Source organism: Micromonospora sp. NPDC007208 (assembly GCF_042869175.1).
Lineage (GTDB): Bacteria > Actinomycetota > Actinomycetes > Mycobacteriales > Micromonosporaceae > Micromonospora > Micromonospora foliorum.
This window is the reverse complement of the sequence record NZ_JBIAFG010000001.1, coordinates 21365-43150: the sequence shown is the minus strand read 5'-3', so window position 1 is coordinate 43150 and position 21786 is coordinate 21365. Positions and strand designations below refer to the sequence as shown.

At 72.6% G+C, this 21786-nt stretch carries 19 protein-coding genes; 6 read left to right on the top strand and 13 right to left on the bottom strand.

The annotated features are described in order from the left end of the window. Positions 1-56: 56 nt before the first annotated feature. The 4 genes from ACFYL6_RS00170 (at position 57) to ACFYL6_RS00155 (ending at position 5242) form a co-directional block, all read left to right on the top strand. The gene (locus tag ACFYL6_RS00170) at positions 57-2021 is read left to right on the top strand and encodes a serine hydrolase domain-containing protein (RefSeq protein ID WP_387165538.1); all 1965 of its coding nucleotides are present in this window, start codon (positions 57-59) and stop codon (positions 2019-2021) included. 41 nt (positions 2022-2062) lie between these two features. Continuing rightward, entirely contained in the window at positions 2063-3358 is a 1296-nt protein-coding gene (locus ACFYL6_RS00165) for a sensor histidine kinase (protein ID WP_387165536.1), read from the top strand. Further along, a complete protein-coding gene (locus tag ACFYL6_RS00160; RefSeq protein ID WP_387165534.1) occupies positions 3355-4011 on the top strand; it encodes a response regulator in 657 nt (218 codons plus the stop codon). Before ACFYL6_RS00165 ends, ACFYL6_RS00160 begins: the two co-directional genes overlap by 4 nt. A 112-nt stretch (positions 4012-4123) precedes the next feature. Then, entirely contained in the window at positions 4124-5242 is a 1119-nt protein-coding gene (locus ACFYL6_RS00155) for a sulfite oxidase (RefSeq protein WP_387165532.1), read from the top strand. Between the two features lie 24 nt (positions 5243-5266). Here ACFYL6_RS00155 and ACFYL6_RS00150 read toward each other — a convergent pair whose 3' ends face one another. From ACFYL6_RS00150 to ACFYL6_RS00095, 12 genes are all read right to left on the bottom strand, one after another. Further along, positions 5267-6391: an LLM class flavin-dependent oxidoreductase gene (locus ACFYL6_RS00150; RefSeq protein ID WP_387165530.1), complete on the bottom strand. Its 1125-nt coding sequence runs from the start codon at positions 6389-6391 to the stop codon at positions 5267-5269. A gap of 17 nt (positions 6392-6408) precedes the next feature. Then, positions 6409-7473, bottom strand: a complete 1065-nt coding sequence (locus ACFYL6_RS00145; RefSeq protein WP_387165528.1) for an LLM class flavin-dependent oxidoreductase — start codon at positions 7471-7473, stop codon at positions 6409-6411. After that, complete coding sequence (locus tag ACFYL6_RS00140) at positions 7470-7985, bottom strand: GNAT family N-acetyltransferase (protein ID WP_387165526.1); 516 nt, start codon at positions 7983-7985, stop codon at positions 7470-7472. Before ACFYL6_RS00140 ends, ACFYL6_RS00145 begins: the two co-directional genes overlap by 4 nt. Next, positions 7982-9337 carry an NtaA/DmoA family FMN-dependent monooxygenase gene (locus tag ACFYL6_RS00135; RefSeq protein WP_387165524.1) on the bottom strand — a complete coding sequence of 452 codons (1356 nt, stop codon included), beginning with the start codon at positions 9335-9337 and terminating at the stop codon, positions 7982-7984. The genes ACFYL6_RS00140 and ACFYL6_RS00135 overlap by 4 nt, the downstream gene beginning before the upstream one ends. Positions 9338-9352: 15 nt before the next feature. Further along, a complete protein-coding gene (locus tag ACFYL6_RS00130; RefSeq protein ID WP_387165522.1) occupies positions 9353-10558 on the bottom strand; it encodes an LLM class flavin-dependent oxidoreductase in 1206 nt (401 codons plus the stop codon). Next, positions 10555-12198, bottom strand: a complete 1644-nt coding sequence (locus ACFYL6_RS00125) for a dipeptide ABC transporter ATP-binding protein (protein WP_387165520.1) — start codon at positions 12196-12198, stop codon at positions 10555-10557. The genes ACFYL6_RS00130 and ACFYL6_RS00125 overlap by 4 nt, the downstream gene beginning before the upstream one ends. Next, a complete protein-coding gene (locus ACFYL6_RS00120; protein ID WP_387165518.1) occupies positions 12198-13085 on the bottom strand; it encodes an ABC transporter permease in 888 nt (295 codons plus the stop codon). Before ACFYL6_RS00120 ends, ACFYL6_RS00125 begins: the two co-directional genes overlap by 1 nt. Positions 13086-13090: 5 nt before the next feature. Continuing rightward, positions 13091-14026 (bottom strand): ABC transporter permease, encoded by a 936-nt coding sequence (locus tag ACFYL6_RS00115; protein WP_387165516.1) that lies wholly within the window; start codon positions 14024-14026, stop codon positions 13091-13093. 1 nt (position 14027) lies between these two features. After that, a complete protein-coding gene (locus ACFYL6_RS00110) occupies positions 14028-15671 on the bottom strand; it encodes an ABC transporter substrate-binding protein (RefSeq protein ID WP_387165514.1) in 1644 nt (547 codons plus the stop codon). Between the two features lie 401 nt (positions 15672-16072). Beyond that, positions 16073-16981, bottom strand: a complete 909-nt coding sequence (locus ACFYL6_RS00105; RefSeq protein WP_387165512.1) for a zinc-binding dehydrogenase — start codon at positions 16979-16981, stop codon at positions 16073-16075. 41 nt (positions 16982-17022) lie between these two features. Then, positions 17023-17556 (bottom strand): flavin reductase family protein, encoded by a 534-nt coding sequence (locus tag ACFYL6_RS00100; protein WP_387165510.1) that lies wholly within the window; start codon positions 17554-17556, stop codon positions 17023-17025. Positions 17557-17588: 32 nt separating this feature from the next. Next, the gene (locus tag ACFYL6_RS00095) at positions 17589-18437 is read right to left on the bottom strand and encodes a DUF1684 domain-containing protein (protein ID WP_387165508.1); all 849 of its coding nucleotides are present in this window, start codon (positions 18435-18437) and stop codon (positions 17589-17591) included. A 366-nt stretch (positions 18438-18803) separates the two neighbouring features. On the opposite strand from ACFYL6_RS00095, the gene ACFYL6_RS00090 reads away from it, so the two are divergent. Next, positions 18804-19601, top strand: coding sequence for an SAM-dependent methyltransferase (locus ACFYL6_RS00090; RefSeq protein WP_387165506.1), 798 nt, complete (start codon positions 18804-18806; stop codon positions 19599-19601). A gap of 55 nt (positions 19602-19656) precedes the next feature. On the opposite strand, the gene ACFYL6_RS00085 is transcribed toward ACFYL6_RS00090, so the two are convergent. Further along, positions 19657-20379: a cellulose binding domain-containing protein gene (locus ACFYL6_RS00085; RefSeq protein WP_387165504.1), complete on the bottom strand. Its 723-nt coding sequence runs from the start codon at positions 20377-20379 to the stop codon at positions 19657-19659. Between the two features lie 317 nt (positions 20380-20696). On the opposite strand from ACFYL6_RS00085, the gene ACFYL6_RS00080 reads away from it, so the two are divergent. Continuing rightward, complete coding sequence (locus ACFYL6_RS00080) at positions 20697-21770, top strand: hypothetical protein (RefSeq protein WP_387165502.1); 1074 nt, start codon at positions 20697-20699, stop codon at positions 21768-21770. Positions 21771-21786: the final 16 nt, after the last annotated feature.

The window sequence follows — 21786 nt, the reverse complement described above, 5'->3', positions numbered from 1 at the left end:
GCCCACTCTTTCTTCTCGCATCCCGGCGACACCAGCCTCTCGTCCGACTCGGCGCGGTGCTGGCGACCGCTGTCGTCCTCGCCGTGAGCGCCGCCGGCTGCGGCACACCGCAGCACAACCCCGCACCGCCCATCGCCGCTCCGGCGGCGCCCGTCGCGAGCGGGGCGGGTTCCGCCCTGACCGACACCGACGTCAACGCCTGGCTCGACGGGCTGCTGCCGGCCGCGCTCGACCGCACCGACATCGCGGGGGCCACGGTCGCCGTCGTCAACAACGGCAAGATCATCACGACCCGGGGGTACGGGTACGCCGACACCGGTGCCGGCGGCAAGGGGGCCGTACCGGTCGACCCGGACCGGCACCTGTTCCGGATGGGATCAGTGTCGAAGCTGGTCACCGCCACCGCGGTGCTGCAACTCGTACAGAGCGGGAAGCTCGACCTCGACGCCGACGTCGAGACGTACCTCGACTTCGAACTGCCCCGCCACTACGAGCGGGCCGTGACCCTGCGGCACCTGCTGACCCACACCGCCGGCTTCGAGGAGCGGATCGCCGGCCTCATCGGCACCCACGGCGGCGACCTCAACCTGCGTCGGGCCCTGATGACCGACCCACCGGAGCAGATCTACCAGCCCGGCACCGTCCCCGCCTACTCCAACTACGGCAACGCGCTCGCCGGCTACGTCGTCGAACGCGTCAGCGGGACACGCTTCGAGGAGTACGTCCAACGCGACATCCTGGACCGCGCCGGCATGCCGTCGTCGACCTTCGAGCAGCCCCTCCCGGCGGCGCTGCGCGACCGGATGTCCAACGGGTACGACACCTCCGCCGGGCCCGCCGCGCCGTTCGAGATCGTCGGCACGCCCCCGCCCGGTGCGCTGAGCGCCCCGGCGACGGACATGGCGCGTTTCATGCTCGCCCAGCTCGGCGAGCCGGTGGGCTTCGCGCCCCTGCTGGACCAACCGACCCGCGAGCTGATGCAGCGGCCGGCACTCGACGCGACGTCGCTGGGCACGCTGGCCGACGGGCCCCGGATGACCCTCGGATTCTTCGCCGAGGACCGCAACGGCCACCGGATCCTCGGTCACGGCGGCGACACCAAGTACTTCCACTCCCACCTGCAGATCTACCCCGACGACCGGGCCGGCATCTTCCTCTCCCTCAACAGCAACGGCTCCGGCGCCCTGGACAGCCACGAGCTTCGCGAGTCGGTCGTGAACGGCTTCGCCGACCGCTACTTCCCCGCCCGCGACGACCAGCCGACCGCCGGCGTGGACCCGACGACCACCGCCAAGCACGCCGCGCTGGCCGCCGGCACGTACGAGTCCTCGCGAGCGATTCAGAGCAACTTCCTGACGGCGATCGGTCTGGTGGGTCGGACCACGGTCAGCGTCACCGACGGTGACCGGTTGCTGGTGGAGCCGGGCCCGCTGTCGGACTCCCCCGCCCTCTACGAGGAGGTGGCGCCCTGGGTCTGGCGCGAGGTCGGCGGGCAGCGCACGATCGCCATGCGGGCGACCGACGACCGGGTCGAGGCGATCAGTTTCGACTCCGCGTTCGCGTTGCTGCCCGTCGAGCCGGCCCGCGCCTCCATGGTGGCCGTTCCGGTGCTGGCCCTGTCCACCGTCGTACTGCTGCTCGCCGTCCTGTCCTGGCCGGTCGGCGCGATCGTCCGCCGTCGGCTGGGCCGTGCTCCCCGGGAGCGGGCGGGGCGCACCGCGCGGATCCTGAGCCGGATCGCCGTCGCCGGCACGCTGCTCGCGTTCGCCGGCTGGGTGCTGAGCATCGGCAGCATCATGAGCTTGCAGGACGTTCCCGGGCCTGTCCTGCGCACCATTCAGGTGCTGCAACTGGTCGGTCTGCTCGGAGTACTGCCCGCCGCGGTCCGGCTGGTCGACGACGTGCGACGCCACCTCGGCTGGCGGCGGATCACCGCCAGCGGCCTGATCCTGTTGGCTCTCGCCGGCGCGGGCTGGTTCGCCGTGGAGTTCCACCTGCTCGCGCCTAGCATCTCCTACTGACCCGCCGACCCGGGACGATCCGGAGCAAGGATGCGCACCCCATGAGGGACCACGCCGACACCGAACCCGGCACACCACGACTGACGAAGTGGCTCGACGGACGGCTCACCCGGCTCGGGGTGACCGGAGTGTTCCCCCGGGACTGCCTGCTGGCCGCGGTGCTGACCGTCCTCACGTTCGTCCTGCTGACCGCGCTGTTCTGGTTCGTGGCACCTGAGGACGGGGTGTCGTTCGACCCGGCGCGGGCCTGGCTGCTCGTCGCCATCTGCTGCGCGCAGGCGATGCTGCTGTGCCTGCGTCGGGTCCGGCCACTGCTCTGCCTCGCGCTCGTCGTCGGCCTCCAACTGCCCATCATCGGCTTCTCCCTGCCCGAGGCGACCATCCGGGGCCTCGCCCCGTTCGTCGTGGCGTACACCGTCGGGTCGTTGCTGCCGGTTCGGCGTGCGCTGCTGGCCGTCGGCGCGGTCGTCGTGGCGGAGTCGGTCGGGGCGGCCGTCGTGGTGACCCCGGACCTGCTGACGGCCGTCGCGTACGTCTCGGCGAGCGCCCTGACCTACGCCAGCGCGACCTTCGTCGGCGGCTACGTGGCCACCTACCGGCGCTACGTCGAGTTGGTCCGGGTCCGGGCGGACGAGGCGATCCGGGAGCAGCACACGAAGGTCCAGGCGGCGATCGGCGCGGAGCGCTCCCGGATGGCCCGGGAGTTGCACGACGTGGCGGCCCACCACCTCTCCGGCATGGTCGTGCAGGCGGCGGCGGTCGAGCGGCTGATCGACCGGGATCCGGCGGCCGCGAAGGCCGGTGTGGCCTGGATCCGCAGCCAGGGCAAGGAGACCCTGGACAACCTGCGGCTGGTCGTCGGTGTGCTGCGCGGCAGGCCGGGGCACGATGGCGGCGACGGTGCCACCCCGGTGCCGGGGCTGGGCATGCTCGACGACCTCGTCCGCACCGCGGGCAACCTCGCCGGCCCGGTGGAGTTCGTCCGGGAGGGCGAGCAGCGCGAGGTGTCGCCGATCGCCGACGTCGCGCTCTACCGGATCGCGCAGGAGTCGCTCAGCAACGCCCGCCAGCACGCCCCGGGCGCGCCGGCGCGGGTGGTGCTCCGCTTCGAGCCCCGCTCGGTGTCGCTGGAGGTGGTGAACGAACCCGCCGCGCCGCGACGCGTACCGGCGGCACGGACCGGTGGCGTCGGCCTGGTGGGCATGCGCGAGCGCGCCCAGTTGATCGGGGCGACGTTCACCGCCGGCCCGACGGCGGCCGGTGGCTGGTCGGTCGCCGCCACCCTCCCGACGAACGGCCCCGCCATATCCCGGCCGAAGGAAGAGGCACCAGCATGATCAGAGTGATGCTCGTCGACGACCAGGCGGTCGTCCGCGCCGGCTTCCGCGTCATCCTGGAGCAGGACGGCGAGATCGAGGTCGTGGCCGAGGCGTCGAACGGGTCCGCCGCCGTCGAGCTGGCCCGCCGGCTGCAGCCGGACGTCATCTGCATGGACGTCCGGATGCCGCACGGCGACGGGCTCACCGCGACCCGGCAGATCGTCGCCGAGGCGACCGGGACGCCACCGGCGGTGCTGGTCGTGACGACCTTCGACCTCGACGAGTACGTATTCGGCGCGTTGGAGTCCGGCGCCAGCGGGTTCATCCTCAAGGACTGTGAGCCCGAGGAGCTGATCGAGGCGATCCGTCGCCTCGCGAGCGGGTACGGGCTCGTCGACCAGGCCGTCACCCGTCGGGTGATCTCGGAGTTCGCCAGGCGTACGCCCGCTCCCCGTTCGGACGCGGCGGCGGCGCACCAGTTGACCGCGCGGGAGACCGAGATCGTGGAGTTGCTCGCGCAGGGCCTGTCGAACGTCGAGATCGCCGAGCAGCTCTTCATCGAGACCAGCACGGTCAAGTCGCACCTCGGGCGCGCCATGGCGAAGATCGGCGCACGGGATCGGCTACAGACCGTCGTGTGGGCGTACCAGAACGGGGTCGTCCACCGGTGACAGCGACCCCGCACAGGTCTCGCCACGCGCACGTCGAGGCCATGCTGGCCAGGCCGCAAGTCCTATTGATTCAATAGGACTTGCCAACAAACGATTCGTAGGGAGGACCCGGGTGACGCTTTCCCTCCCGTCACGCGCCGCCACGACGATCGTCAAGCCGCTGTCCCCCCGACTGCTCACCCTCCGCGACGGCAACGCCGAGATGCGGTGGGAGGCCCTGGCGGGGCAGGGTTTCGCGGTCCCCACCGACCGGTTCTTCGTCCGCAACCACACCCGGAGTCCGTTGCTGGACGTCGACACGTGGCGTCTGCGCCTGTTCGGCACCGGCCTGCGGGGCTCGCCGACCCTCGCCGACGCGGTCGAGTTCGACTACGGCGACCTGCGCGCCATGCCCGCCGAGGAGACCGCGGCCCTGCTGGAGTGCGCGGGCAACGGTCGCCGCTTCTTCGCCTCCCAGCAGTCCGACCCCGCGCCGGGGGTGCCGTGGGGTCTGGGCGCGGTGGGGGTGGCGCGCTGGCGGGGCGTACGGCTGTCGACCGTCCTCCGCCATGCCGGGCTGACCGACGACGCGGTCGACGTGCAGCCCGAGGGCCTGGACCCGGACTTCGTGACCGGCGGGGAGAATCTCGGCCGGGTGCGCCGCCCGATACCGATCGCCAAGGCCCTCGACGACGTGCTGCTGGCGTACGAGATGAACGGGGAGACGCTGCCGGTCGACCACGGCTTCCCGGTGCGGGTGGTGGTGCCGGGCTGGATCGGCATCTCCTCGATCAAGTGGGTCGGCCCGATCGAGGTCTCGGCGACTCGCCTGTCCTCACCGTGGAACACCCGCTTCTACCGGATGTTCGGGCCCGGCCACCCGGTCGACGGCAGGCTCGTGACGACCCCGGTGGTCAAGAGCGCCTTCGAGCTGCCGTGGGACGTGCGCGTCCCGAGCGGCGAGCAGGTGCTGGTCGCCGGCCGGTCCTGGTCCGGCAATGGTCCGATCCGCATGGTCGACATCAGCACCGACGACGGGGCGACCTGGCGACCCGCCGACCTCGACCCCGACGACGAGGGCGGCGTCTGGCAGCGCTGGACGACGCTCTGGCGCCCGCCGCGGCCCGGCCGATGGACCCTGCGGGCGCGGGCCACCGACGTCACCGGGGCCGGCCAACCGGACCAGGCCCGCCCCAACGCGCTCGGGTACCTGTTCGACGGTGTCGTCCGGCACCCGGTGACGGTCTACTGACCACCGCCGCCCCACCCGTCCGGATCAGTCGTTCCACTCCTTGGCGAGCAGCTCGTAGGAGCTGACCCGGTCGGCGTGGGAGTGGGTGATCGTGGTGACGAGCAGCTCGTCGGCAGCGGTGACGTCCCGCAGGGTCCGTAGCCGCTCGGCCACCGTCGCGGGCGATCCGACGAACTGGGTGTCCACCCGGTCGGCGACGAGCTCGCGGTCGTCGTCGGTCCACGGCAACGCGACGGCCTGCTCCGGGCTCGGGAACGGGATCGCTCCCTCGCCACTGCGGATGCTGCGCACCCACGGGCCGTACGGTGCGGCCAGCCGTCGTGCGGCGTCGTCCGTCTCGCCCACGACCACGTCGGCGGAGACCACCACGTACGGCTCGGTGAGCGCGGCCGAAGGCTGGAACGCGGCCCGGTACGCGGCGACCGCGTCGAGCACCGAGGAGGGGCTGACGTGGTAGTTGGCCGCGAAGGGCAGGCCCAGCGCGCCAGCGAGTTGGGCGCTCTCCCCTCCGCTGCTGCCCAGCAGCCACACCTGCAGATCGGTGCCCTCCCCCGGCACGGCGTGCGCGTCCAGACCGTCGGCGTCGGTGTAGTCGCCGCGCAGCAGGGCCAGCACGTCGGCCACCTGTTCGGCGAAGGGTGGCGGCTGGGCACCCGGTTGATGCAGCAGGGCGCTGCTGAGGGCGAAGCGTGGTGAGGCGAGCACCTGGGCGTACGAGAACGGCGGCGGGATGAGCAGTCCGTCGACCACCCGGGCCTCGACCGGTGCGGGGGTGGGGGCGGCGATCTCCCGGGCTGCCTCGACGCGCCGCTGACCGGATCGACCGAGCCCGAGGTCGATCCGGTCGGGGTACAGCGCGGCGAGGGTGCCAAACTCCTCGACCACCGACAGGGCGGTGCGGTGACCGACCTGCACGGCCCCGGACCCGACGCGGATCGCGCTGGTGGCCGCGGCGACCTGCCCGATGAGCACGGCCGGCGCGGAGCTGGCCACCCCGGCGGCGAGGTGGTGCTCGGCCAGCCAGTAGCGGTGGTAGCCGGACTGCTCGGCCCGACGGGCCAGGTCGACGGTGTTGCGGAGCGCGTCGGTGACGGTGCCGCCGGCGGGCACCGGAGAGAGGTCGAGAATGGACAAAGGCGTGGAGGGCATGGTGGTCCCCGTTCTGGTCAGGCCGTGGCGGCCGCGGTCACCGGGTGGAAGGGACGGCTGGGGATCTCCCGGCGCAGCACCGGCGCCACCTCGGCCTGGAACAACTCCAGGCTCTCCCGGTGCTGCTTGTCGGTCAGCCCGTCGTGGTCGGCCTGAAGGTGGATGACCTCGTGGCCGAACTGTTCGTGGTAGCGCAACACCTTGTCGACGAGCTGCTGTGGGCTGCCGACCAGGATCGAGCTGCGGTCCAGGGCGTCCTCCAGGGTGTCGAAGACCGGCGGCACGCCAAGCCGCCGGAACGCCGCCAGCCGGGCGTCGAAGATCGGCCGGTACCGCTCGATCGCCTCCTGCGAGGTCCGGGCCACGTAGAAGCCCGCGGTGCCGGCGCCGACGAGGGCGTCAGCCGGGTCGTGCCCGTAGTGCGACCACCGTTCCCGGTAGTGGCGGATGAGTTCGGCGTACGGCTCGATGGGGTTGGTGACGTTGGCGGAGAAGATCGGGTCGCCGTACCGGGCGGCGAGGTCGACGGAGTCTCGGCTGGTGGCACTGCCGTGCCAGACCCGGATGGGCTGCTGGAGCGGGCGTGGCCACGTCTCGGCCTCGGTGAGCGACGGTCGGTACCTCCCGGACCAGGTGACCTTCTCCTCCCGCCAGAGCCGGCGGAACAGCTCGTAGCCCTCCCGGTTGCGGTCCCACTGGTCCTCGGCGGTGACGTGGAACAGTTGCGCCTGCGCGGCGCCGTTGCCCTTACCGATGATCAGTTCGAGTCGGCCGTCGGAGAGGTGGTCGAGGGTGGCGTAGTCCTCGTACGCGCGCACGGGGTCCAGCAGACTGAGCGTGGTGACCGCGGTGAACAACCGGATGGTGGAGGTGCGGGCCGCGATGTGGCTCAGCACCACCGGCGGCGACGACGAGATGAACGGGCGCTCGTGTCGTTCGCCGACGCCGTACCCGTCGAACCCGAGTTCCTCGGCGAGGACGGCCGTGTCGACCACCTCCCGGAACCGCTCGGTGGTGCTCCTCTGGTGGCCGGTGACCGGGTCGGGCAGGTGGGTGATGAGCGTTATCAGCAGGAACTTCACGCCGGGACCGTCACTTTCGCGGGCAGGGTCAGGGCCGGACGCATCACCAGGGCGAAGCAGCGGGAGTACGGCAACACGTCGTACGGGGCGAACACCGGGATCGGCCGGTAGCCGGCCATCTCGTACCGGCGGACCGCGTCGGGTTGGCGGTCACCGGTCTGTAGCACGATCCGCGCCGCGCCGAGCCGACCGGCGGTCTCCCGGATCGCGTCGAGAAGCGCCTGGGCGACGCCGCGCCCCCGGTGCGCGGGCAGCACGTACATCCGTTTGAGCTCCAGGTCGGCGCCGTGCCAGCGCAGCGCGGCGTGCCCGACCGGGGTGGCGTCCGCGGTGTACGCCACGCCGGTCCAGGCCACCGAGCTCGGGGCGATCGCCTGTGCGTCCGGCAGGTGGATCGGGTCGGCGAGTCGGTCCGCGTACCGCTGGCGCATCTCCGCGGTCATGGCGGCGCGCAGGGCGATGGCGTCCGGGTCGTTCCAGCGTCGCTGGCAGACGGTGGCCGGAGGGGTCACACCGCACCGACCTGGCTGACCGGGCGGGCAGGGCCGAGGCCCAGGTTGTCGCGCAGGGTGGTGCCGGTGTATTCGGCACGGAAGACGCCACGTTCCTGGAGCAGCGGAACCACCCGGTCGACGAAGTCGTCGAGCCCACCCGGGGTCAGGTGCGGCACCAGGATGAACCCGTCGGCGGCGTCCGACTGCACGAAGTGGTTCATCCGCTCGGCGACCTGCTGGGGGGTGCCGATGAAGGACTGCCGGCCGGTCACCTCGATGATCAGGTCGCGGATGCCCAGTCCCTTCTCCTCGGCCAGTGCCCGCCACTGCCGGGCGGTGGCGACCGGGTCGGGATACATGCCGGCCCGGCCTCGGCTGATCGCGTCACCGGAGACGTCCGGGTCCTCGGCGGGCAGCGGGCCGTCCGGGTCGTACCCGGACAGGTCCCGGTTCCAGAGCTGTTCCAGCAGCAGGATCGCGGTCTGTGGGCTGACCTGCTGCCGGCGGATGTGGTGGGCGCGTTCCTGCGCCTCGGCGTCGGTGTCGCCGAGCACGAACGTGACACCGGGGATGACCAACAGGTCGTCGGGTTGGCGGCCGTACCGGGCGAGCCGGGACTTCACGTCCCGGTAGAACTCCTGGCCGTCCTCCAGGGTGCCGTGCCGGGAGAAGATCGCGTCGGCGCTGGACGCGGCGAACTCGCGACCGTCGGGAGAGTCGCCGGCCTGCAGGATCACCGGGTGCACCTGGGGGCTGCGGGGCACCGTGAAGTGCCCGGCGATGTCGAACTGGTCGCCGTGGTGGGCGAAGGCGCCGGGCGCGGCCTCGGTGACGTACCGGCCGCCGTCCCGGTCGCCGGCGATCGCCTCGGCCGGCCACGACTCCCACAGCTGCCGCGCGGTACGCACGAACTCGGCGGCCCGGTCGTAGCGCAGCGCGCGGTCGAGGTAGCCGCCCCGACGGAAGTTCTCCCCTGTGAACGCGTCGGAGGTGGTGACGACGTTCCAGGCGGCCCGCCCGCCGGAGAGGTGGTCGAGGCTGGCCAACTGCCGGGCCAGCTCGTACGGCTCCCGGAAGGTGGCGTTGAGGGTGCCGGCCAGCCCGAGGTGGGTGGTGACCGCCGCGAGGGCGGCGAGCACGGTCAACGTGTCCGGGCGCCCGACCACGTCCAGGTCGTGGATGCGGCCCCGCTGCTCGCGCAGTCGCAGCCCCTCGGCGAGGAAGAAGAAGTCGAACTTGCCGCGCTCGGCGGTGCGGGCCAGGTGGACGAAGGACGAGAAGTCGATCTGACTGCCGGAGGCGGGGTCACTCCACACGGTGGTGTTGTTCACGCCGGGGAAGTGCGCGGCCAGGATGATCTGCTTGGGCATGATGGTCTCCAGTGCTCAGGCGGTCGCGACGGCGTAGCGGCTGGCCGGTCGGGGCAGACCGAGCAGGTCGCGCAGCGTCCCGGCGGGGTAGCCGGCCCGGAACAGGCCCCGGTCGCGCAGCGCCGGCACCAGTGCGCGGGTGATCGCGGTCAGGTCGTCCGGGAGCACGGCGGGCCGCAGCCGGAAACCGTCCACTCCGGCGCGGTGCCACTCGGCGAGTAGGTCGGCCAACTCGCCCGGCGTGCCGGTGACGATGGACGCGTCGGAGGTGAACTCCGCGCCGTGCAGCTCGTCGAGGCGGGTCCCGCGGTGCCGGGCCAGCGTCGACGTCTCGTCGAGCAGCACGACCAGGTCGGCGAGGACCCGCAGCGGCGGGCCCGCCCGGCCGACGGTCTCCTCGGTCGCCCGCACCTCGGCCACGATCGCGGCGGCGTGTTCCCGGTCGGTCGGGGTGACGAAGACGATGTCGGCGTGCCGGGCGGCGAACGCGTACGGCACCGACGAGTGGGCGAGCGCGGCGACGAGCGGTTGCCCCTGCGGGGACCGGGGCACGATGGACGGGCCCTTGACGGAGAACCACCGGCCGGTGAAGTCGACGTAGTGCAACCGCTCCCGGTCGACGAAGCGGCCGGTCGGCACGTCCCGGATCACGGCGTCGTCCTGCCAGCTGTCCCAGAGCCGGCGGACGGCCTCCACCGCGTCGCCAGCTTCGGCGAAGAGGTCACCGATGACCCGTACGGCTTCCGGTTCGTCGAGCCGGGCCAGGTCCAGGGGTGGGATGTCACGGCGACCGAAGTGCCCGGCCTCGGCCCTGCGCGCGGAGACCCGGGGCCGCCAACCGGCCCGCCCGCCGCTGATGTGGTCGAGGGTGGCTATCGCCGTGGAGAGGTGGAACGGTTCGGTGTGGGTGGTGCTGGTGGTCGGGATCAGCCCGATGTGCCGGGTCAACGGGGCGAGCCGGGACGCGATCTGCACCGCGTCGAGGCGGCCCCGGACCTCGTCGACGCGGTCGTCCGGGCCGTCGGGCCGCGACGACTGGAGGTCGAGGCTGTCCTCGATGGTGAGCAGGTCCAGTGCCGCGTGTTCGGCCTCGCCGGCGAGGGCGGTCCAGTAGCGGGCGGTCAGCGGCGCGGTCGCGTCGGCGTGTGAGAGCCGCCAGGCGGCGGGGTGCCAGCCGAGGCCGTCGAGGGCCACGGCCAGGTGCAGGCTCTTCTCGGTCATGGGTGTCTCTCTTCCGGTCGGCCGGCGGTGACCAGCGTGGGCAGCGCGTTCAGCAGGGACCGCGTGTAGTCGTGTCGGGGGTAGGTGAAGACGTCGCCGACCGGGCCCTGCTCGACCACCGCGCCCTGGTGCATGACCAGCACCCGGTCGCTGAGGTGGTGCACCACGCCCAGGTCGTGGGAGATGAAGAGCAGGGCGGTGCCGTCGCTGGCGCGCAGGTCGGCCAGCAGGTCGAGGACCTGGGCCTGCACGGAGACGTCGAGGGCGGAGACCGGTTCGTCGCAGACGATCAGGCTGGGTCGGGGAGCGATGGCGCGGGCGATGGCGACGCGCTGCCGCTGCCCGCCGGAGAGCTGCCGGGGATGCCTGTCGAACAGGTCCGCGCCGAGACCGACGCGACGCAGCAGGTCGACGACGTGCTCGCGACGGTCGGCGTGACCGACGCCGGGGTCGAGGTTCTCCGCGACGACCCGCCCCACCGTGTAGCGGGGGTCGAAGGAGCTCAGCGGGTCCTGCGAGATGAGCTGCAACCTGCGCCGCAGCGGGCGGCGGGCCCGCTCCGGCACGCCGGCCCACGGCGTCGCCTCGAAGGTGACGGTGCCCGCGTCGGCGTCGAGCAGACCGGCGACGATCCGGGCGACCGTGCTCTTGCCGGAGCCGGACTCCCCGACCAGGCCGAGCGTCTCGCCCCGCGCGATGGTGAAGGAGACGTCCCGCACGACTGTGTGCTCGCCGTACCTCTTGGTCAGGCCGGCCGCGTCGAGCACTGTGTCGTCGGCGCGGACCTGGGGCCGGGCGGGCAGCGCCGCCCGTGCGTCCCCGGCCGGCGACGTCGCGGCGAGCCGGCGGCCCCGCGAGGTCGCGGAGGGCACCGCGGCCAGCAACTGCCGGGTGTACGGGTGTGCCGGTGCCCGCAGCAGCCGCTCGGTGGGACCGTGCTCGACGATCCGACCGTCACGCAGCACCAGGACCCGGTCGGCGACCTGGGCGACGACCGCCAGATCGTGGCTGATCAGCAGCAGACTCACCCCGGCGGCGCGCCGCTCGGCGAGCAGCCGCAGGATCTGCGCCTGCACGGTGACGTCCAGCGCGGTGGTGGGCTCGTCGGCGATCAGCAGGGCCGGCTCCCCGGCGATCGCCGAGGCGATCAGCGCGCGCTGCCGCAGCCCACCGGAGAGCTGGTGCGGGTACTGCCGGGCCCGGCGCTCCGGCTCCGGCAGGTGGACCTCGTCGAGCAGGTGGGTGACCCGGCCGGCCCGTTCCCGGCGACCGACGATCTCGTGCGTGCTGAGCACCTCACCGATCTCGGCGCCCACGGTGCGCAACGGGTCGAGGGAGACCAGCGCGTCCTGCGACACCAGCCCGGCGAGGCGGCCACGGACCCGCCGCCAGTCCCGCGGCCGGTGGCCCCGCACGTCCTGGTCGGCCAGTTCGAGCCGGGCGGCGCGGATCCGCGCGCCCGGGCCGGCGAGACCGACCAGGGTACGAGCGGTGACGCTCTTGCCGGAGCCGGACTCCCCGACGACGGCCACGCACTCGCCCCGTTCGACGGTGAAGCTGATCCCGCGTACCGCGGCCACCGGGCCGGTCGGGGTGTCGAAGTCGACGTGCAGGTCCTCGACCGTGACCAGGGGTGCCATCAGCGCCTCCCGTCGAAGCGGGCCTGCCAGCGCCGGCCGACGACGGTCAGCGACACCACTGTGGCGGTGACCGCCAGACCGGGCAGGATGGTGATCCACCAGGCCACCTGGAGGTAGTTGCGGCCCTCGGAGAGCATCGCGCCCCATTCCGGCGACGGCGGCTGCGGACCCATGCCGAGGAAGCTGAGCCCGGCGGCGGCCAGGATCGCCTCACCGAGCCCGATCACCGCGAGCACCGGCACCGGGCCGACCACGTTGGGGAGCACGTGCCGCAGCACCAGCCGGGGCCGGGACCGGCCGAAGGTGACGGCCTGTTCGACATAGCCGGAACGGCGGACGACGAGCGTCTGACCACGGACCACGCGGGCGTGGTGCGGCAGGGTGGCGATGCCGATGGCGACGATCAGGCTGGCCGTGCCGGGGCCCGCGATGGCGATGAACAGCAGGGCCAGCAGCAGCATGGGAAATGCCGACAGCGCGTCGAACGTGCGGCTGAGCGCCTCGTCGGCGACCCGGTGCGTGAGACCGGCGAGCAGGCCGAGCAGCACCCCGCCGGTCACCGCGATGGCGGTGGCGGCGACACCGATGGTGAGCGAGTGGCCGGCGCCGTGCACCACCCGCGTCCAGACGTCGCGGCCGAGGTGGTCGGTGCCGAACCAGTGCGCTGCCTCGGGCGGGCTGAGCACGGCGAGCGGGTCGGCCGCGAGCGGGTCGCCGGGGGCGAGCACCGCCGGCCAGGCCGCGGCGACGACCAGCAGGGTGAGGTACGCCCCGGCGGCGAGCAGGCCGGGCCGGGGTCGGGGTCGTCGGCGTACGGCCCGCTTGGCCGGGTCGGCGAGGGTCGGCGCCGGGGCGTCGGTGAGTGGGGGCCCCAGGGTGACGGTCATCGTGGTCAGCTCCTTCGCAGACGCGGGTCGACCAGCAGGTAAGCCAGGTCGGCCGCGGTGTTGACCACGACGTAGCCGGCGGCGGAGAGGGTGACCACGGCCAGCACCACCGGCATGTCCCGGGTGGTGACCGCGGTGAGGGTGACCTGGCCGAGGCCGGGCCTGCCGAAGACCTGTTCGACGATGACGGTGCCACCGACCACGATGCCGAAGACCCAGCCGGCCAGGCTGACGGCCGCCAGGAGGGCGTGCCGCATCGCGTGTCGCACCAACACCGTTCGTTCCCGTAGGCCCCGGGAGCGGGCGGTGAGCACGAAGGGCTCGTCGAGGGCTCTGTCGATGCCGTCGCGCAGCACCTGGGCCAGCAGTCCGGCGATGGGCAGCGCGAGGGTGATGGCGGGGAGCACCAACGCGGCGATCCCCCGGTCACCGGAGACCGGGAAGAGCCCGAACCGGAACGACAGCACACTGAGCAGCAGGAGCCCGATCAGGAACGGTGGGGAGGAGACCAGCAGCAGTTCGGTGCCGGAGCTGACCCGGCGCAGCCACGGTCGCCGGTCACCGGCGGTGGCCACCGCGACGAGCAGGGCGAGCAGCACCCCGAGGCCGGCGGCGGCGACCGCGAGGGTGAGGGTCGGGGCGAGTTGTTCCCCGATCACCTCGGCGACGGGGCGTTGCAACAGGTACGAGCGGCCCAGGTCGCCGCCGCCGAGTCGCCCGAGGTAGTCGAGGTACTGCACGACGGCCGGCCGCTGCAGGCCCCACTCGGCGATGATCTCGGCACGGATCTGCGGGGTGTCGGCACCATCGCCGACGATGTTGTCCACGGTGTCGCCGGGGGCGGCCAGCAGCGCCAGGTAGGCGGCGGTGGCCGCGACCCAGAGAACCACCAGGCCGGCACCGAGCCGACGAACGACGGCACGTACGGGTGGGCGGCTCATGTCACTTGCCGATCCACAGGTCGTACGCGCTGGCGGGCACCCCGGCGGTGGGCTCGAAGCGCACTCCGCCGACGCCGGTGCTGGCGGCGATCTGGTCGGCCGGCGCGTACAGGGGCAGCAGGAGGGCCTGGTCGGCGACGACCTGTTGTTGCAGGTCGGCGTAGATGCCGGCGCGCTTCGTCGGGTCGGCGGCGGCCTGACCGGCCTCCAGGAGCCGGTCGATTCGCGGGTCGTTGACCTGGGTTCGGTTGATGCCGCCCTTCGAGTGCAGCAGCAGGTTGAGCGCGGCGCCGGCGTCGGTGTCGGCGCGGGAGTTGTCGAAGACCTCGTACTCGTTGCGTTGGAACGCGTCGGTGGCGGTGCCCTGGTCGACAAGCGACACCTTGAGGTCGATGCCCGCGCTCCGCTTGACGGCGGCCTGCACGGCCTGGGCCAGGACGTCGCGGCGGTCCCGGACGAAGGGTGCCGACTGCACGAGCCGTACGGTGAGCCGCTTGCCGGCCTTCACCCGGTAGCCGTCGGCGTCCCGGGCAGCCCAGCCGGCCTGGTCGAGCAGGGTGTTCGCCGTGGCGGTGTCGCCGCTGTAGCCGCCTTCGAGGCGCTTGTCGTAGAGCGGACTGGACGGGCTGATCACGCTCCAGGCGCGGGTGGCGGTGTCGCGGTAGACGGACCTGAGAACGGTCTCGACGTCGACGGCCTCCCGGAACGCCTGCCGGACCCGCAGGTCGTCGAAGGGCGCGTGCGAGGTGTTGAAGTAGTACGAGTAGGCGGAGCCGGAGTTGAGTTCGCGGCTCAGGCGCAGCGTCCGGTTGCCGGTGATCAGCGGCTGATCCGTGGCGGGCACCCCCTCGATGAGCTGCACCTGATTCGACGTGAGGGCGCCGACGCGCACCGACGACTCCTTGAGGAACCGGTAGGTGATCCCGTCGAGGTAGGCCGGGCCGGTGTGCGTCGCGGTGGGCGGCGCCCAGTCGTAGCTGGCGTTGCGCCGATAGCGCAGCTCCTGGCCGGGGACGTAGCGGTCCAGCACGAACGGCCCGGTGCCGACCACGTCGGTGCCGCCGGCCTTGAGGTTCTTGGCCTGACGTAGCGACGTCGGGGAGATCTGCGCGCCCTGCGGCGAGGCCAGGAAGTCGAGGATGAGCACGTCCGGCGCGCTGAGGACGAGCCGTACGGTGCGCGGGTCGACGGCTTCGACGGCCTTGAGGTTGCGCAGTTGGACGGCGGCGACGGCCGGGGCGTACCCGGGTTCCCGGAGCTTGTCGATGTTGGCCTTGACGGCGGCCGAGTCGAAGGGCGTGCCGTCGGAGAAGGTGACCCGGTCGCGCAGCGTCAGGGTGTAGGTCAGCCCGTCCGGCGCGACCGTCCAGCCGGTCGCGAGCCAGGGCACGAGCTTGCCCTGCTGGTCGTAGGTGAGCAGGGACTCGAAGGTGTTCCAGACCAGCAGCCGGGCCTTGGCCTGGGCGTACTGGTGGGGGTTGAGGGTGATCGGCTCGGTCTCCACGGCCCAGGTGAGGGTGCCGCCGGAGCGGGGTTGGCCGGCGGCCTCGGCGGCCGGGGCGGCACCGGTGGAGCAGCCGGCGACGACGGCGAGCAGTGCGGCGAGCGCGGGGGCGGCCAGGGTTCGCAGACGGTGTGCGGGCATGGTGAGTTCTCCTGTCCAGGCAGGCGGATGCGGGGATGCCGACACCCGGCCCCGCGCAGGGGGCATGGGCCGGTGCGGGTGTCGGTGCGGTGGCGGCGCGGCGGTGCGCCCCACCCCGGCGGGCCGGTGCGGCGGGCCGGGTTACGGGCGAGGGTGCCGGGTCAGGCCAGACAGGAACTCGACCACACTCGACCGAAGTCGATGTGGCCGCGGATCGTCAGCCGCAGCTCGCTGGACATGAGCCGAGTCCACCTCCAGAGCCCCGCGGTGTCAACGAATCCGGCGCCGGATGTCGGCTATCGCACGGGTGGACGTCGATTCGTTGACGCATAACCTACTAAGGCTATAGGATTTGCAGGGATTGCGCCTGACCGATGGGTCAAGGCCGGGAGCCACCGGCCTCAATCCAGGTCGAGCACGACCTTGCCGGCCACCCGGCGTCCCCGCAGCGCGTCGGCCGCCTCCCCGAGACGCTGCCACGAGCCGCGCCAGCCGACCGGCGGGCGCAGCACCTGACGTGCCACGAGATCCGCCAGGACCGCGAGATCCGGCCCCGCGGCGGTGGCGTCGCCGAAGGACCGCAGCGTCCGTGCCGGGCCGGGAGCGAACGTGGAGTTCACCGGGAAGGCCGCCGGCTCGCCGGACGCCCAGCCGATGCTGTGCAGCACCCCACCCGGGGCCAGCAGACCCCAGGCGGTCACCAGGGAGGGGCCGCCGACCGTCTCCAGCACCACGTCGACCGGGTCGGCGACCGCGCCGAGACCGACCACCACCTCGTCCGCGCCCAGCGCCGCCAGCCCGGCGCCACGAGCCGCAGAGCCCACCGCCGCGACCACGTACGCGCCGCCGTGCCGGGCAAGCTGGACGGCGACCCGACCCACGCCCCCGGACGCCCCCGTGATCAGCACCCGTCGACCGAGGAGCGCGCCCGACGACCGCAAGGTACGCAGCGCGGTCAGGCCGACCATGGGCAGTGCGGCCACCTCCGCCAGGTCGACGACGGCGGGGACCACCGCCACGCTGTCCACGTCGAACACCGCGAGGCGGGCCCACGCGCCCGCCCCGAAGGCGACCACCCGCTCGCCCTCGCGGGGGCCGGAGCCGTCGGTCGCGCCGCACGCCACGTAACCCGCGGCGTCGTGCCCGAGCACGCTCCCGGCCGGCCAGACGCCGAGGTGCCGGATCTCGCCGGCATTGACGGCGGCGTGCCGCACCTCGACCAGGACCTGCCCGGGGCCGGGGACGGGATCGGGCACCTCCGTCAGCCGGAACCCCTCAGGCGTGTCCGGAGCGGCGACGATCGCGCGCATGGCCTCCCCCTCATCGTGGATAGCGGGTGCGATACCGCTGGTCAGGCGGCGGGACGGCGGACCGCCGCGTTCTGGTCGCCGGCCAGCCCGGCGTAGCGCCCCCGGTGGTACAGCAGGGGTGAACCGACGTCGGCGTGCCGGAGCACCTCCGGCTCGGCCAGCACCACGGCGTGGTCGCCGACGGTCACCCGGTCGACGACCCGGCAGAACAGCCAGGCCAGGGTGTCGTCGAGGATCGGCACCCCCTCCGGGCCGGCCCGCCAGCGGGTGGGTGTCGCGAACCGGTCGATGCCGCTGGTCGCGAAGGTCCGGGCCAGTTCCTGCTGATGGTGGGCGAGCAGGTGCACGGCCACGTGGCGGGCACGGGCGACCGCGGGCCAACTCGACGACCCGAGGTTCAGGCAGAACGAGACGATCGGCGGCGCCAGCGACACCGAGGTGAACGAGGTGGCGGTGAAGCCGACCGCCGGCGAGCCGGGAGCGGTGACCACCGTGACGGTGCTGGCCTGGTGGCGCAGCAACGTCCGTAGGGCGTCGCCGTCGGCGTCGATCGGGGCGTCGGTGGACTGGGTCATGGCGATCCTCCCGAGGGGTTGGTCCACTGGGCCTACGAACGGTCGGCAGCCAGCCGCTCGTACGGGGTCTTCTCGCCGGCCTCGACGGCGATCGGCAGCCGGTTCTCCGCCGGGGGCAGCGGGCAGGTCGCGAAGTCGGTGTACGCGCACGGCAGGTTGGTGGCCCGGTTGAAGTCGAGGCTGAGCCGCCCCTGCTCGTCCGGTGCGCCGACCGTCAGGGACCGGTTGGCCCGATAGGTCGTGACGCCGGAGGTGGCGTCGGTGAACAGCACCGACAGGCTCCCGGGCACGTGGCCGTCGAACGCGGTCAGGCTCAGCGGCACCCCGTCGACGGCGAACTCGATCCGACCGGGGGCGTCGTAGACGTGCTTGAGCCCCTCCACGGCCGCGCCGACGGTGGTCGACCGAGGGTTGTCGAACGGCACGAAGCGCCCGCTCAGGACCCAGCGGCGGCTGGGCGGATAGGTCGGAGTGCCCCGGTAGGCGACACGGAGTGGGTGATCCGGGCGCCGGGGACGGAGGATGTCGTGCCCACCCCGGCGGGCCACCTCCAGCACCCCACCCTCGATGCCGACGGTGACGCCACCGCGCTCGGCGATCGGCCCGAACACGTGCCGGCCCCGAACCGGCTGGTCGTCGACGGTCAGTTCCTCGTCGTCGCCGAGAACCACCACCGGGCCGCCCTCGCCGGTGTGCCACTCCCCCGGCACGTCGGGGAAACGCTGAGGCTCCGAGGTGAGCCAGTGCAGACCGGTGACGGCGAGGAAGCCGTGCGGGTCGGCACGAGCCTCCTCGTGGCGTCGGTGCCACCGCCGCCATTCCTCGTCGAACTCGGGCCGCGGGTCCACGGCGGTGGGTGTTGGGGCGTCATTGATCGTCACAGGTCCTCCTCGACGGGGTGCACCTCCGCGCTCACGGGGTGCGGGATGACCGGTCGCGCGCCGGTCGCGGAGCCGGCAGCGGACACCGGGCAGGCGAGGGCCAAAGCCCGTTCAGGCGGGGATGGGCGCGCCTGGACAGAGCTGCGCGGCGACCCGCATCAGGTCGACGACCCGGCGGGAGGTGAACAACCGAACGAGCGGCATGCGATCGATTTTCCTACCAAGAAGGTAGGATTTCAAGCCCCACGGTCGAGCGAAGTGCCGTCAGCCGCCGACCCTACGTCGACAGTGGACCTTGGCCGAGTACGATCCCGGGCATACCGCTGTGATGACCTCCAGCTGACGACCCCCCGATAGGAGCCAGGCATGGCCGGCCCGGACCCCGAACTCTCCGCGAAGCTTCAGCCTGACGTGCCGCACGCGGCACGGATCTGGAACTACTGGATGGGCGGCAAGGACAACTTCCAGTCCGACCGGGCGGCCGGCGACGCCGTCGCCGAGGTCTACCCGGAGATCGTCCTCATGGCGCAGCAGTCGCGCGTGTTCCTGGTGCGGGCCGTGCGGTACCTCGCGGCCGAGGCGGGCATCCGGCAGTTCCTGGACATCGGCACCGGACTGCCCACCATGCAGAACACGCACGCGGTCGCCCAGGGCATCGCGCCCGACTCACGAATCGTCTACGTGGACAACGACCCGATGGTGCTGGTGCACGCGCGGGCGCTGCTGGCCAGCACCACGTCGGAGGGTGTCACCACCTACGTACCTGCCGACTACCACGACCCGGAGAAGATCCTCGCCGAGGCGGCGCAGACGCTCGACTTCGACCAGCCCATCGCCGTGATGTACATGGGCGTGATGGGCTACGAGCCCGACCTGGACGTGGTGCGCTCGATCGTCGGGCGCACGATGGACGTGGTGCCGTCCGGCTCCCACCTGGTGCTCTGGGACGGCACCAACACCAGCCCGGCGGTGGTCTCCGGTGCCGACCGGCTGGCGCAGAGCGGCGGAGTCCCGTACATCCTGCGCAGCCCGGAGGAGCTCGAGAGTTGCTTCGACGGGCTGACGATGGTGGAGCCGGGCCTGGTGCCGATTCCGCTGTGGCGACCGGAGGAGTCCGACGCCGTCGGGATCGACGCCTACGGCGCGGTGGCTCGCAAACCCTGACCGACATGACGTCCGCCCCGCTCCCGCCATCGCGCCGGAGCGGGGCGGACGTCGTTCACCGCTCGCAGGTCAGGGTCAGGCCCTCGGGCACCGCACTGCTTGCCACGAGCAGGCCGAAGGTCGTCGCCCCGTCCAGCGCCAACGTCCCGTTGTAGGAGGCGTTGCGAACGGTGACGTCGGCGCCGGCCGTCTCGGCCGCCCCGCCCCAGACCGTCTGGATGCGCTCGTCACCGGACCACCGCCAGGAGACGCGCCACCGGTCCAGCGGCAGCGACCCGGTGTTGCGGACCGTGACCGTCGCGACGAAGCCGCTGCCCCAGTGGGCGTCGACCGTGGCCGTCGCCCGGCACGAGGTCAGCGAGGTGGTGCGGGCCGAGGCGATCACGTACGGGTCCCGTCGGCCCTCGACGTCGGTGAAGCGGTACCAGTACTCCGTGCCGGGCGTCAGCCCGTCGATGGTCACCGAGCCGTTGCGCTCCGGCCCGGAGACGCCCTCGGCGACCGGGGCCCGCCACTGTTGGGCGTCCTCGCGGCTGGTGAACAGGCTGACGGTCATCGGCGGGTCGTAGCCGCAGGGCGGGCGGAAGAAGATGACGTACGAGATGGTCAGGCTGGTGGTGGTGGCCCCGGCCACGCTCGCGCTGATCGGTATCGCTGGTGGGCAGGTCGGTGTCGGCGTGGCCGACGGCGTGGGCGTGGGTGTCGCCTCGGCGGCGGTGGTCGTCCCGGTCCAGGCGGCCAGCGCCATGGTCGTGACAGCGAGGAACATGCGAAGCATCCGGTACCTCCGTGGTTACCGGGCACCGATGACCGAGGTGGTTGCCGGTGCCGCGCTCGGGTTTCCGGTCGCCGACGAGGCTGCCCGGCACGGGTGACATGGCCACCTCATGCGCCCCGTGGGCCGGAGGAGATCTGGTGCGCGCTGGCTCCCCGAGCACGACCGAACCACAGCATGGCAGTCGGCGGGCATCGATACAACCCGATCCCGATCCCGTCGAACATCGTCCGCTTTCTCGTCGCCGCAGGGACACCCGCCGGGCCCCCGAGCCCCGAATGATCTATTACGGTCTATTCATTCGGACACGGGAGCACACCATGCTCGACGCAAACAACGCGACCCGGCGACCCCGGGTGGTCAGGGCACTGGTCGCGGCAGGCGCTGCGGCGGTGCTGGCGGCTGCCGCGCTGGCCGCACCCACCCCCGCCAGTGCCGCCGTCAGCCGGGCCGAGCTGGCCCTCCGCTGGGCGCCCATCCACTACCAGGACGTCGATGCCACCGGCAGCCACGCCCTCAGCGGGCAGTCGGACTACCTCACCCGGGTCGACTTCGACGGCGACCTGAACGGACGCAACAACTGGGACCGGGCTGGCCAGGCCGGCACGGCACTCGCCGCGCACTTGTACTACTCCGTCGTGGAGACGAGCACCCACTGGTACATCACGTACTTCTTCTTCCACCCTCGCGACTGGACCGACCACCCCTTCTTCGAGACCGAGCACGAGAACGACGGTGAGGGCGCGCTGTTCGCGATCGAGCGCGACGGCTCCACGTACGGCGTTCTCCGCTCGGCCGTCACGGTCGCGCACAGCGACTTCTTCTCCTACACGCCGACCGGCAGCACCTGGACCAGCGGCGCGGAGAGCGTCGACGGCACCCTGGGGTTCCAGGCGTCACCGCACGACGCGTTCCAGCACCCGGTGACGGCGCAGGAGGCGCAGGGCCACGGCCTCAAGGCACACCCGCAGTACGACATCAACGGCGACGGCCTGGTCTACTACCCGTCCACCGTCGCCGAGACGCCGAGCAGCGGCAACGACCGCGACGTGCGGTACCAGCTGATCGACATCTTCGCCGCCGGCGGCCTGTGGGCGCAGCGGTCCAACCCGAGCCTGTTCGCCGGTCTGGGCACGTTCGCCGGTGACACGTCCGGCGACTGCGGCGTCGGCACCTGGAGCTGTTCGACCAACTCGGCCAACGCGCCCTGGGGCTGGGACGACGGCAACGACGCCCCGGCGCGGGGTGAGATCGCCAGCGACCCGGCGAAACTGTCGGCCGCGTACTTCACGGTGCCGACCGGCCTGGCCCGCACCTACAGCTACAACCCGTACGCCGGGGCGGCTGCGGCGCTCGCCGAGGCGGCGAGGACGGCACCCCCGACCGTCGACTGATCTCGTCGTCTCCCCG

Coding starts and splice junctions, on each gene's coding strand:
- ACFYL6_RS00165 (WP_387165536.1), top strand. CDS start 2,063: ATGAGGGACCACGCCGACACCGAACCCGGCACACCACGACTGACGAAG.
- ACFYL6_RS00160 (WP_387165534.1), top strand. CDS start 3,355: ATGATCAGAGTGATGCTCGTCGACGACCAGGCGGTCGTCCGCGCCGGC.
- ACFYL6_RS00150 (WP_387165530.1), bottom strand. CDS start 6,391: ATGCCCTCCACGCCTTTGTCCATTCTCGACCTCTCTCCGGTGCCCGCC.
- ACFYL6_RS00135 (WP_387165524.1), bottom strand. CDS start 9,337: ATGCCCAAGCAGATCATCCTGGCCGCGCACTTCCCCGGCGTGAACAAC.
- ACFYL6_RS00130 (WP_387165522.1), bottom strand. CDS start 10,558: ATGACCGAGAAGAGCCTGCACCTGGCCGTGGCCCTCGACGGCCTCGGC.
- ACFYL6_RS00125 (WP_387165520.1), bottom strand. CDS start 12,198: ATGGCACCCCTGGTCACGGTCGAGGACCTGCACGTCGACTTCGACACC.
- ACFYL6_RS00120 (WP_387165518.1), bottom strand. CDS start 13,085: ATGACCGTCACCCTGGGGCCCCCACTCACCGACGCCCCGGCGCCGACC.
- ACFYL6_RS00115 (WP_387165516.1), bottom strand. CDS start 14,026: ATGAGCCGCCCACCCGTACGTGCCGTCGTTCGTCGGCTCGGTGCCGGC.
- ACFYL6_RS00110 (WP_387165514.1), bottom strand. CDS start 15,671: ATGCCCGCACACCGTCTGCGAACCCTGGCCGCCCCCGCGCTCGCCGCA.
- ACFYL6_RS00105 (WP_387165512.1), bottom strand. CDS start 16,981: ATGCGCGCGATCGTCGCCGCTCCGGACACGCCTGAGGGGTTCCGGCTG.
- ACFYL6_RS00100 (WP_387165510.1), bottom strand. CDS start 17,556: ATGACCCAGTCCACCGACGCCCCGATCGACGCCGACGGCGACGCCCTA.
- ACFYL6_RS00090 (WP_387165506.1), top strand. CDS start 18,804: ATGGCCGGCCCGGACCCCGAACTCTCCGCGAAGCTTCAGCCTGACGTG.
- ACFYL6_RS00085 (WP_387165504.1), bottom strand. CDS start 20,379: ATGCTTCGCATGTTCCTCGCTGTCACGACCATGGCGCTGGCCGCCTGG.
- ACFYL6_RS00080 (WP_387165502.1), top strand. CDS start 20,697: ATGCTCGACGCAAACAACGCGACCCGGCGACCCCGGGTGGTCAGGGCA.